Annotated in this window: 10 protein-coding genes; 2 read left to right on the forward strand and 8 right to left on the reverse strand. The window is 33.6% G+C overall.

Features of this window, described 5'->3' with window-relative positions; genetic code table 11:
* Positions 1–2: 2 nt before the first annotated feature.
* From ACPWSR_RS18020 to ACPWSR_RS18045, 6 genes are all read right to left on the reverse strand, one after another.
* Positions 3–977 carry an RluA family pseudouridine synthase gene (locus ACPWSR_RS18020; protein WP_426349606.1) on the reverse strand — a complete coding sequence of 325 codons (975 nt, stop codon included), beginning with the start codon at positions 975–977 and terminating at the stop codon, positions 3–5.
* A 23-nt stretch (positions 978–1,000) separates the two neighbouring features.
* The gene (locus ACPWSR_RS18025; RefSeq protein ID WP_426349607.1) at positions 1,001–2,203 is read right to left on the reverse strand and encodes a M20 metallopeptidase family protein; all 1,203 of its coding nucleotides are present in this window, start codon (positions 2,201–2,203) and stop codon (positions 1,001–1,003) included.
* The gene (locus ACPWSR_RS18030; RefSeq protein ID WP_426349608.1) at positions 2,191–4,161 is read right to left on the reverse strand and encodes a cell division protein FtsA; all 1,971 of its coding nucleotides are present in this window, start codon (positions 4,159–4,161) and stop codon (positions 2,191–2,193) included. The genes ACPWSR_RS18025 and ACPWSR_RS18030 overlap by 13 nt, the downstream gene beginning before the upstream one ends.
* Before the next feature lie 321 nt (positions 4,162–4,482).
* Complete coding sequence (locus ACPWSR_RS18035) at positions 4,483–5,256, reverse strand: DUF3784 domain-containing protein (RefSeq protein ID WP_426349609.1); 774 nt, start codon at positions 5,254–5,256, stop codon at positions 4,483–4,485.
* 283 nt (positions 5,257–5,539) lie between these two features.
* Positions 5,540–7,540 carry an ATP-dependent helicase gene (locus ACPWSR_RS18040; RefSeq protein WP_426349610.1) on the reverse strand — a complete coding sequence of 667 codons (2,001 nt, stop codon included), beginning with the start codon at positions 7,538–7,540 and terminating at the stop codon, positions 5,540–5,542.
* 41 nt (positions 7,541–7,581) lie between these two features.
* Positions 7,582–8,661 carry an MYG1 family protein gene (locus tag ACPWSR_RS18045; protein WP_426349611.1) on the reverse strand — a complete coding sequence of 360 codons (1,080 nt, stop codon included), beginning with the start codon at positions 8,659–8,661 and terminating at the stop codon, positions 7,582–7,584.
* A 522-nt stretch (positions 8,662–9,183) separates the two neighbouring features.
* Between ACPWSR_RS18045 and ACPWSR_RS18050 the strand changes: the two genes are divergently transcribed.
* A complete protein-coding gene (locus ACPWSR_RS18050) occupies positions 9,184–10,659 on the forward strand; it encodes a nicotinate phosphoribosyltransferase (protein WP_426349612.1) in 1,476 nt (491 codons plus the stop codon).
* Positions 10,660–10,694: 35 nt separating this feature from the next.
* Here the strand turns inward: ACPWSR_RS18050 and ACPWSR_RS18055 are convergent, their stop codons facing one another.
* Both ACPWSR_RS18055 and ACPWSR_RS18060 read right to left on the reverse strand, forming a co-directional pair.
* Positions 10,695–10,883: a hypothetical protein gene (locus ACPWSR_RS18055; protein ID WP_426349613.1), complete on the reverse strand. Its 189-nt coding sequence runs from the start codon at positions 10,881–10,883 to the stop codon at positions 10,695–10,697.
* Positions 10,884–10,960: 77 nt separating this feature from the next.
* Complete coding sequence (locus ACPWSR_RS18060) at positions 10,961–11,287, reverse strand: hypothetical protein (RefSeq protein WP_426349614.1); 327 nt, start codon at positions 11,285–11,287, stop codon at positions 10,961–10,963.
* 154 nt (positions 11,288–11,441) lie between these two features.
* On the opposite strand from ACPWSR_RS18060, the gene ACPWSR_RS18065 reads away from it, so the two are divergent.
* A complete protein-coding gene (locus ACPWSR_RS18065) occupies positions 11,442–12,314 on the forward strand; it encodes a DUF5685 family protein (protein ID WP_426349615.1) in 873 nt (290 codons plus the stop codon).
* Positions 12,315–12,323: the final 9 nt, after the last annotated feature.

Genomic DNA, 12,323 nt, shown 5'->3' on the forward strand with positions numbered 1-12,323 from the left:
TCCTATCTAATAACTACTCTGAAAACATCCTTCTTTATTTTCTTAAAAATCGGTGGAAGGGCCTCAGCAACGGTTTTATTTTCCATATACTGAAACTTCTCCGTGCAATTTCTAAAAATTAATTTGTAAGCATATAGAAATTGATAATTTAATCCATACTTATTAATAAAGAATTCATTTACTTTTCTTTCACCATATTTTTGGTCTCCTATAATAGGGTAACCTAAATGAGCAAGATGGGCTCTAAGCTGATGACTCCTACCGGTTATTAAATCTATTTCTATCAGTGAATATAAGGCATCGGTCTGAATAAGCTTAACCTCCATGGCTATTTTCTTGCTCATTGGAACCTCCTCATCATATATTTTAGATATGTTGTTCTCACTATCCTTCATTATGAAAGCTTCGTAGGTTCCAGACTGCATCTTCCCTTTAACCAGAGCCATGTAATATTTTTTAATTTTTCTCTCTCTAATCATCTCATTAAGCTGCTTTAGAGCTTCAAAATTCTTTCCAAAAAGCACCATGCCTGAAGTATTTCTATCTAACCTGTTGCAGGGAGCAGGGGTAAAGGTTACCTCCTGCTCAGGAAGATAATCACCCTTATCATTAAGATAGCTTAGAGCAAAATCTGTAAGAGTAATTTCTCCTTTTTTATCACCATGAACCAATACATTAGGCCACTTTTCTAATATAAGTAGGTTTTCATCCTCAAATATTATTTTAAGATGGCTAGGATCAACCTTTTGAAAGTTTACAACCTTTTTCTTATTAGAAGCAGTGGTGGTTATATCTCTTATTTCTACTACATCTCCTAATTCAAGCACATACTTTTCTTTCTTCTTACTGCCATTTATTTTCACATCACCTTTTCTAAGGGTTTTATATATGGCACTAAGAGGTACATCCTTTAAGAGCTTTCTTAAAAACTTATCCAATCTTTGACCTGCTTCATTAGAACCTATTTCTATCTTCATATTAATCTCCTATTCTATTTTCTTTAGTTTTCCTTTAAGAAGTTGAATGCATTTGCTGCCTGTAGAGCAGCTCCTATTGCTAAGGCTTCCTCATCGATATCAAAATAACAGCCATGGGCTGGTTTATCCGTTCCCTTTTCTTTATTTCCAGTACCTAAGAAATAAAAGGCTGATGGCTTCTGCTCTGAAAAATATGCAAAGCTTTCAACTCCCATACTGGGAAACTCCTGTTTTAATATTCTCTCTTCTCCAAGAATTTCTTTAGCTGTATTAAAGGCTAAATCCACCATGGTGTCATTATTATGAAGGCAAGGATAGCTTTCTTCTATATCCAATTCATAGGTCAATCTAAAGCTTTTACATATACCTTCTAATATCTCCTTAAACCTATCCTTAACATATGCTCTATGGTCCGAGGTTAAGGTTCTCATAATCCCCTTAAGTACTACCTCTTCAGGAATTATATTCTGGGCTGTTCCCGCCACAAAGCTTCCAACAGTAACCACTGCAGGATATAAAGGAGAAATCTCTCTGCTTACTATAGTCTGGAGTGCCACTACTAAATGGCTAGCAGCTACTATTGGATCTATAGTAGCCTCAGGATGAGCTCCATGTCCACCTTTTCCTATAAGCTTTAAAGTAAAAGGGTTAGAAGCAGCATTTACTATTCCTTTTTTTATTGAAATATAACCAAAGGGAACATCCTCAGAAACATGGAGACCAAAGACCCCATGAACCTCTGGATTCTCTAGTACACCTTCCTTAATCATAAACCTTGCTCCTCCAACAGTTTCCTCTGCCGGTTCAAAGAAAAGCTTCACATTACCAGGCAGCTTATCCCTATGGTTATTTATTATTCTAGCAGCTCCCAAAAGAATTGTGGTATGAGCATCATGACCACAAGCATGCATTTTACCTTCTACCTGTGAGCTATATTCCAATCCTTTTTTATCTAGTAATGGAAGGGCATCTATATCTGCTCTTAAGGCTACAGTCTTTCCCTCTTTAGCTCCTTTAATAATACCACATACTCCCGTTCCTGAAACCTCCTCATAAGGTATACCTTCTTTTTTAAGAAAAGCCTTAATAATTCCAGAGGTTCTGTACTCTTCAAAGCCAAGCTCTGGGTGCATGTGTAAATCTCTTCTAATAGCAATTAATTCTTCCTGGAGCTTCCTTGCCTCATTATAAAAATCTATCATCTCTCTCTCCTTTATTCTTTCCAATATATTGATAAATTATCTCCTTCCTTAAGAGAAGCAAAATACTCTGCAGGTGAACCATTTAACTCTAAGGCTATAATTCCCTTAGGGGAGGATAAATCAAAGGTATAAAAATCAAAAATATCTACAAATATATAGTTATCTTTTCCTGATAAGATAACCTCCTCACCGTTAACCTTCACAATAAAGCCTTTTGTAAGTTTTTCAAGGCTGTTATTATCCCTAACATTATTATAAGCAATATCCTCTATAGAGGTTATTATATCCCCATCATTTATTATGTAATCTTTGCTTTCCTTCTTACCATTAACAAAAACCTCATTATAATAGCTTTTATTATTACACAAAGCCTCTAAGGTTTCAATTGTAATTATGTTGATTGTGTCTCCATCTTTTATTAAATAGTCAATATCCCTATTAACACCATTTACCTTAATCTCTGGAATTAAATAAACCTCTTCTCCAAGGAATATAATTCTTTTACTATCAAAGCCTTCTAAAATATCAATAATCCTTGATTCTGCACTTATCCCATCTCTAGCTGGTAAAAAGCTTATTTTATCTTCATTTTTAATCTCAGTGTCCAGGGCTGCAGTCTCACCATTTACTATAATCCTTCCCGGTTCTCCTAAGGTTCCAAAGACTACCTTATGAATACCATTAACCTGAAAATATAAATTTCTTCCATTTTTAAATAGCAGCTTCTGAGGATCTATACCTCCGCTAATAAAAGCATCTCTTACCTGGATATTTTTCTTATGGAAGATAGTAATAGGCTCATCATTTAAATATACCTTAACAAAGTTATTGGCTATATTTTTTGCTGCTTCCAAAGCAATCCCTACTACTGTAACTCCTGAGCTTCCTAAAGTATCCTTATTATTCTCTAGGAGCTCTATATTTTTTCTATCTCTTATGCCAACTCTTTGCATAGCTATATCCAGCTCTTTTGCTAGCTTACTCTCAATTTGCGGTGTATGAGCTCCCCCTCCCACTAAAAACACTGCAGATGGTGATACCCCTCCGTTTAGAAATATTACTTTCTCTCTAAGCTCACTAACTAAATTATTTATTGATGGCTCAATTTTTTTAATCAACTCTTGGGAAGTAATATTATTTTCAAAGCCAAATATATCCTTATAAAGTAATTCTTCTTTATCGTTGCACTGAGTTTTTATCTCCTCAGCAGTAAGAAAATCAACCATTAATTCCTTTGCAATAGCTTCTGTTATTTCATCTCCAGCAATAGGAACCATTCCGTAGGCTTGGACAGTATTATTGCTGCAAATAGCTATATCAGAGGTTCCAGCACCAATATCTATCAAGGCAATATTTAATAATCTTAACTTTTCAGGTATTACTGCTTCCATGGCTGCAATTGGCTCTAAGGTAAGATTAACTACCTTTAACCCCACAAGCTCCATAACCTTATAAAGGCTATCCACCACAGATCTAGGAAGAAAGGTAGAAATCATATCCACTTCAATAACCTTGGCAACCTGTCCATATAAATTTCCTATAAGGTAACCATTAAGATAATAGCTTATTGGCTTGTAGCCTACACAGAAAAGCCTATCCCCTTCTTCTATTACCTTTTCCTCTCCTAGGGCTACTCCTTGAAGCTCCAGAGTCCTAATGATATCCTTATCAATGGTGGTTTCTTCTAGAAATTCAATTTTAGCCTTTGAAATTACTGTTTTTAGAGATCTTCCTGCTGCGGCAATCACTACCTCACATAATTTTTCTCCAAGCTTTGCTTCAATACTTTCTTTTAATCCTCTTACCACCTGTGCTACCTTTTCAATGTCCTGAATCTGTCCATCCTTCATGGCCCTTTCTAGCTGAGGAAGAGCTTCTTCACAAATTATCTTCAGCTTATTATCTTCATAATAGCCATATAACCCTTTTACAACTCTGGTTCCAATATCTAATGAAAATACATAACTCTTATTATCCACCATAATAATCCCTCATATCAATTTGTCATACAAAATCAATTTATACAAATCTGCACATATATTGAAACTCTAATTCATTCTATAAATATACATTAAATAATGTATATTTATTTTCTCAGTTAATATAAAAATACGTATATACTTAATATTAGCATTCTTAAGGGTTGGATACAATATCGCTATTTTTCTTATAAAAAAATACCTTCATCTTCTAGGTTAAAAACCTAATTTTGATGAAGGTTAGTTATAATTATTTTTATATTATCTATAAAATAAAATGGTATTATATTAATATCATTATAGATAAATCTATTGATTTCTATTTTATTTACTCAATGCCTCTTTCAAATTATTATAAAGCTCTTTGGTTTCTTCATGTGTCTCGGCATTTATTACAACCATTCTATCATCAGTATCCAAAACAACAAAGCTATCACACTTTGTGTAGGCATATAAGGTATAAGCTCCAAATTCATCATTCCTAAAATTACCTTGATTAAGCTTTAAGCTTCCAAAGCCACCTGTACGTTTACCTATTAGAAGATCTTCTCTGAAGGAAATTGTATTAATACTATCCAGAGGTACTTGATAATCGATCCAAAAGGACCCCTGAATTTCTATTTCCTTATCCTCTAAAGTAACCTTCACTTCTCCTGTTAATAAAATAATTCCAAGAATTACACAAAACATCATTGAAACTATAATAGATGAAATTTTTATTATAGACTCATGTCTTTTTTCTTTCTCAGTTTTCTCTATCCCCTCAATCTCTTCTTCAGTTACAAAATCCTTTACCTTACAAATTGTATTACAGAGAATTAACATAACAACCACAACCAATATAATAACCGCTGGAAAGCTGGCTAGCAGCCAGTCTGGTGGGTTTTCTCCAAAGGATGCTAAAACCACCATAAAAATAGTAATAACTCCCATACCACTACCCATAACCCTGCATAGCTTCTTTTCATTATACTGCATTTTCTCCTTCTTACTAGCAGTATTATACCCTGCTATTAAAAAAGCTCCCTTGCCGGAAAGCAGCAAAATTGTTATTAGTAAAAATATACCCGCTAAAAACCAAACTATTATTCCACTCAATAGCAACACCCCAAAATTTCTTTTTTTATAACAGGATCATTCTTTACTTCTTTCCTCGCTATCTTCTTGTGATTTCTATACAACAAGAATTACCTATTACATCCATTATAATCAGTATATTTATTATATGTTTAATCCTGCTATTAATAAATATATTTTATATTTATCTAAAAAATAATCTCACCTGAAGCTAAAAACTTTAGGTGAGATTAATATAATTTAATCTAGCATATTTCTAAATCATAAATAGTGCTTGTATACTATACCCTTGCCCTTTACTAGACTATAGCTTTCTCAAAAGACCATGAGTAATAAGTATATGTAAATCAAAGGTTCTTTTCACATCACCAGCAAAAACTATTTCGATAGTATGGCTGTCAGCTCTGTTCACTACTCCATCCTGAAAGGTTTTATGATGAACCCTATCCCCCTTTTTAAAAAGTTCCTCTCCTTGATTATCTGCAGTAAAAGCACTTTCTTTTATAAATCTTGAGACACTCTTTTCTCTTCCATGGAGAAGCTTTGGAATGTATAAATAAAGTTCATCTATGGCTCTAGTAACTCCTACATAGAATAACCTTCGTTCTTCTTCTATATTATCATCAATACTATTTTTATGTGGTATTATTTCTTCGCAGCAATTAATTATAAATACTCTATGAAACTCCATCCCTTTTACGCCATGGATAGTACTAAGTACAACACCCTTATCCTTATTTCTTTCAGCATTCTCCTTAATTTCTCTTGAATACTCCTCTATATGAGCTAAAAAGGTTATGATGGTTTTATACTCCTCCGAGGCCTGTATAAATTCTTCTACTATATATTCATAATCCTCAAAGGGCACCTTATTTTTACTGCTTAGCTCTCTTAAATAATCCATATACCCTAAATCCTGAAGAACTGAATTTATAGCACTTCTAAGACTCCCTTTATTTAAAGCACTTACCTGCTTTTTTAAAGTATCTATGTTTTTAAGCTGAAATACTGGGATATCTTTATATCCCTTTAATATCTCAAAGGCATCCTGTACATACTGGTGACTTCTAACCTCCATGATTGCTGTTTTGCTTATATATCTGAAGGGTTTATTAATAATTCTTATAAAGCTCTCCCTGTCTTTAGTGTCAATGCTTAACTTTAAATATGAAATAATATCTCTACAAATAAAATGTTCAAAAAAGTTATATTCCTTATCTAATAATACAAAGGGGATTTTACTTCGAATAAAGGAATCTATTATAGCCCTTGCTTCCTGATTAGTTCTAAAAAGCACAGCATTTTTACTATAGTCATTTTCTACCTTTATGAAATTTTTTATAGTTAGAGAAATATCTTCACCTTCGGCAGCCTCATTTAAAACATACTTAACCCTTATATTGCCCTCTTTCTTTCTATAAGCCTTAATATCCTTTTGATTTCTCTCTCTATTATTGGCTATTAATCGCTTGGCTCCATCTATTATATTCCAAACACTTCTATAATTATAATTTAAATAAAGCTTTTCGGCTCCTGGAAACATTTCGCTAAAATTAACCATGCAGCCAGGATTGGATCCTCTAAAGGTATAAATACTCTGGTCCTCATCTCCTACTGCAAATATGCTTCCCTTTGCAGAAAGAAGCTGGAGTAATTTAATTTGAAGATCATCACAATCTTGAAACTCATCGACTAATATATACTTAAATAATCCTCTATAAGATTCCAACAAGTTATTATCCTTTTGCAATAACCTGTGTACTTCTATCTGCATATCATCAAAATCCCAAAGCCTATGAGCCTTTTTATAGTTCTCGTAAGCCTCAAAGCAATGATTAAAAACATCCCTATCTAAACTTGGCTTAAAATCTCCTTCCTTATCTAAAGAGGTTTTCATTCTTGATATGTTGTTCAATACCTCTTTTACCTTATCCTCTCCCACTTCGTCCATATAAGAAGCTAAAGCATTATTTAAAAGAGTATAGGCTGTATTATAAGATATTATATCAATTTTCCCTAAATGACGATTTATAAGCTTATAGCACAAACCATGAAAGGTGCCAAAAAAGGGAATATTATCACTTCCCCACAAGCTTTGAAACCTATCCTTCATATTTTTAGCAGCCGCCCTGGTAAAGGTAATAACAATTATATTACCGCTCTGTACTTTTCTATCCCTCATCAAGTGGAGGACTCTATTAACTATAACAGTTGTCTTCCCGGAACCAGGGGCAGCTACAACTAACGCCTTCTCAGCTCTTGTATTAATCGCTGCATTTTGATACTCATCTGGTGTAAACTTCATTCTTCTCTCCTTGATTAATTTCTATTATTAAGGCTAGAGTACTATTTTTCCTTCTCTATATCCCTTATTTCTTTATTATCAGCTGCATCACCATCGATATATATATCAATATTATAAAGAAGGGCTTCAAGAGCTTCTTTTATGTCCCAATGATTGTCATGGTATTTAAGCTCCCTTATATAGTCTCTCACCTCTAGCAGCTCTTCTTTAGATATTCTTTTAATGTAATCCTTAATCAATCTATCATTTCCAGAAATTATATATCGCAATATATAAGGAGCTCTATCCTTTTCCTTTTCTTTTTCTTTTTTATACTCATCTACAGAAATTTTAGCTACTTCTCTAGCTGCTTCGATATTTTCAGCGGAGGCTATAAAATTCCCCTTATGACAGAAGGTCATCCCAGGTACCTCAGAGGATAACTCATCTTCCTCGGCTCCTAGCCATCTCTTTGGAAAGGAAGCTCTTTCAATCTTAGGTACAATCTGAATATTGTATCCACCTCTCTGAGAAGGATATATGACAAATAATGCAGTAGTAGGAACTAATGCCTCTTGCCAGGGAACGAACTTATCTAGCTCCACCACAAGACCATCAGATTTTTCAAAGGCCTCCTGTGCAATGGACTTAGCTGCTTCAAAACCTCTATACCTTTTAAATTCGTTATTTAAAATTTCATAAGCAAAATCCACTGCCCTAAAGAAGGCTTCGTCAGCTTCCTCATCACTATTCCAATTAGGATTAAAGGAAGCAATAGCCAAGGATAGCATATTTCTTTCCCCTGTATTATCAGAATAATCAATAGGCTGAACAATGTCTCTATCAAATCTTTCTATAAGCTCTTCACTATCAAAAACAAGCCCTCCATATCTTCTCCACAGCTTGCCAAAGGCTGCATATGGAACGCCATTAGCTCTTTCTTCATTATCCTTTTGATGATGATCAAATTCACCTAATCCAATATCATAAACAACGATCTCAGGATCCTTTGGAGGCTCAAAACCTCTAGTTATATTTATATCAGGATTTATATACCTAAGCAATGCCGTAGAAAAAACATCATCCGCATGAAAAATCCCTCCATGGGTATAGCCTTCCCTTGGAACACCTATATCTACCATACTAAATCACTCCCTTCAAAATCCACCTATATGCTCAGTCCTTCCTCCTTAGCCCCACTCTGCTCTTTCATCTCTTTTATCTTCTAAACTCTTAGCTCTTACCTTATACCTCTTAGTTCTCTCTCAAACTCTTACTTCTTAGTTTTTACTTCTTAGCTCTCTCTTAAACTCTTAGCCCTTCTCTTTGCTCTCTTCTCTTTGCTCTATTCTCTCTTCTCTATTCTCTTAAACTCTTACTTCTTACCTTTTACTTCTTAGCTCTTCTCTATTCTCTATTCTCTATTCTCTATTCTCTATTATCTATTCTCTCTCACTCTTAATTCTTACCCTTCCTCAAAACTTTAATTCCTATTATAATATCTAATAATTTGCATAATATAAAAGCAAGCATACTAGACTTATATATTTACTCTATTCAGATGATTAGAATTTAAATAAAATTAGCGAAACTATGTACTATTGTAATAAGTTTAGCCATAAGTTACAATGTTATTATGCTATTTTGTATAGAGGAGAAGAAACATGAAGGATACAAACTTTGATGTAAAAAACGAAAGAAATCTAACAATGTTAATGGATTTTTATGAATTAACAATGGGAAATGGATATTTAAAGTCCGGCGTCGGTGATAAAATAGCTTACTTTGATATGTATTTTAGACGTGTTCCTGATGGTGGTGGGTACTGCATCATGTCTGGTGTTGATCAGCTCATTGATTATCTTAGCCACCTTAAATTTACAGAAGAAGACATAGAGTATCTTCGAGGAAAAAAACAGTTCTCTGAAGAATTTCTTGATTACTTAAAAAACTTCGAATTTTCCTGTGATGTTTGGGCCATCCCTGAAGGAAACCCTGTTTTTCCTAATGAACCTTTAGTTTCCGTTAGAGGACCAGTTATTGAAGCTCAATTTATAGAAACAATGATACTGCTTACAATCAATCATCAAACTCTTATAGCAACTAAGGCTAATAGAATATGCAGAGCTGCTCAGGGCAGGCCTGTAATGGAATTTGGCTCTAGACGCGCTCAAGGATATGACGGTGCAATATATGGCGCTCGTGCTGCGGTAATCGGAGGTTGCTCCTCAACAGCCTGTACTATAGCTGATAAAATGTTCAACGTTCCAGCTGTAGGAACCATGGCTCATAGCTGGGTTCAATTATACGATACTGAATATGACGCTTTTAAAGCTTGGGCAGAAATCTATCCTCATAATTGCGTTTTACTCATTGACACATATAACGTTCTCAAATCAGGTATATTAAATGCCATAAAGGTCTTCGATGAAGTGCTTAAGCCTCTTGGTATACAGCCTGCAGGAGTTAGAATTGATTCCGGAGACATAACCTACCTCTCTAAGGAATGTAGAAAAATATTAGATGAAGCTGGCTATAAGGAATGTAAAATAATAATCTCCAACTCATTAGATGAGCATATAATCTCCGATGTCATAGCTCAAGGAGCAGCAGTAGATAGCTTCGGTGTTGGAGAAAGATTAATAACAGCTAAATCAGAGCCAGTATTTGGTGGTGTATACAAGCTAGTAGCAATAGAAGAAAATGAAGTAATAATTCCCAAAATAAAAATCAGTGAAAATCAAGAAAAGATTACTAATCCAGGGTTTAAAACAATATATAGAATTTTTGACAAGGATACAGATAAGGCACTAGCAGACGTTATATCCCTTCGAGGAGAAATAATTGATGAAAGCAAGCCTCTAGAGATTTTCGATCCAATATACACCTGGAAGAGAAAAACTCTAACCAATTATCATGTCAAGGAACTATTAGTTCAAATTTTTGATAAGGGTAAGGTAGTCTATAAATCTCCTTCAGTAATGGATATTAGAGAATATGCACAAAAGGAAACTAAAAAGCTATGGGCTGAGGTTTTAAGATTTGAAAATCCTCATACCTTCTATGTAGATTTATCACAAAAGCTATGGAACATGAAACAAAAATTACTCCACAGCTATTCACATCAGTTTAAAAAATAAGTAAAAGGTGCCGGAGCTCCGGCACCTTTTACTTATTACCAGCTTTCAGATAATACAAACCCTTCCTCCTGGAAGCTGTAATCATAAATATCCTTAATAACTGTTCCGCTATTATCTAAATAAAGCTTGAAAGGACAGCTTTCTTCTTCTGTTGAACTAAATACACAGTCGTTAAAACAATTAACCTTTTCTTTAGCATTAGACCAAAAAGGACATAAACTCATAACTTCTCCTCCACTAACAATATACCCTTATTACCATAAAATAATTATAATTTAAAATATACAGAAAATAAACCCTCTTACAGCTTTCTTGTATTTTTTTCTACAGAAATATTGATTATTTCATTCTGAAAAGCTTTTAATAACGCCTTTTCTAAAACCTTTTCAGTATCAAAGTTCTCTACATCGGTACAAACAGCAAATACCTTTGTTTTTTCTCCATACATATTCCTATAAGTAAGCTCAACATTAGGCTTATCATACTTAACATCTAGAATCTTTATGGCCCAAGAAATTTTTGCATAATCTTCTTCTACACTTAGCCCTGTATAGCTTCTAATCTTTTCTGTCTCTTCATCGGGATTACTGATTATAATAAGCTCATCTCCAACCTTATATTTACTCATTCTTCTCCCTCCTATGTTTTATATGATTAACATTATAATACCCTAAATTTAACTAATTGTACAGTTGTATCCAAGCCAACAATAGTAAATATATTGTATATAATCTATCAACATTTATGTTATAATCATATTATGCTTACAAAAGGAGGCTAATATGTTTGGCTATGTATTACCCTATAAACCTGAACTAAAGATTAAAGACTATGAAATTTTTAAAGCTTATTATTGCGGCCTTTGCAGAAGCATTAAGAATAATTTTGGAAACATCCCTAGGTTATCTCTAAACTATGATATGACCTTTGTAGCTATATTATTAGACGGATTGAATGAAACACCTGGAGATTTCTACCTAGATACTTGTCTGATACATCCTTTGAAAAAGAGAATGATTATCAAAGATAACAAAGCATTAATCTATTCAGCATATCTAAACGTTGCACTTACCTACTACAAGATTTGTGACGATGCTGAAGATGATAAAACTATTAAAGATCATCTGTATAAGTATATTTTTAAAGGCTATAAAGATAACTTTTCTAAAAAGTACAAAGACCTTGACAATATATTAAAAAAGAGGTTAAGCGACCTCTCTCTCTATGAAAAAGAGCTTAACAATGCATCACTAGATGAGATTTCAGAACCTTTTTCACGACTTACTGCGGAAGTTATCTCTGCATTTTATAAAGATGAAGAGACCTTAGACATTCAGTCGCTGTACAATCTAGGCTATAACCTAGGTAAATGGATTTATCTAATGGATGCCTTAGATGATTTGAAGGTAGATATGGAAAAAAATAAATTCAATCCCCTCTCTGCAATTTTTAACAAGGATTCATTGCCCTTTGAAGAGTTTTATATCTCTATAAAGGATAGAATAGAATTTAATATTCTTACTTGCGCCAATGGAGTTATTGATAATTATAAGAGGCTAAGAATACTTAAGAACAACGATATAATTGAAAATATCTTAAAGCTAGGACTTATGGATAGATTAAATCTTATAGAAAAAAAGTACAACAGTAAATAGAGGTGAAAA

Source organism: Alloiococcus sp. CFN-8 (genome assembly GCF_049943125.1).
GTDB lineage: Bacteria > Bacillota > Clostridia > Clostridiales > Clostridiaceae > JAEXZL01.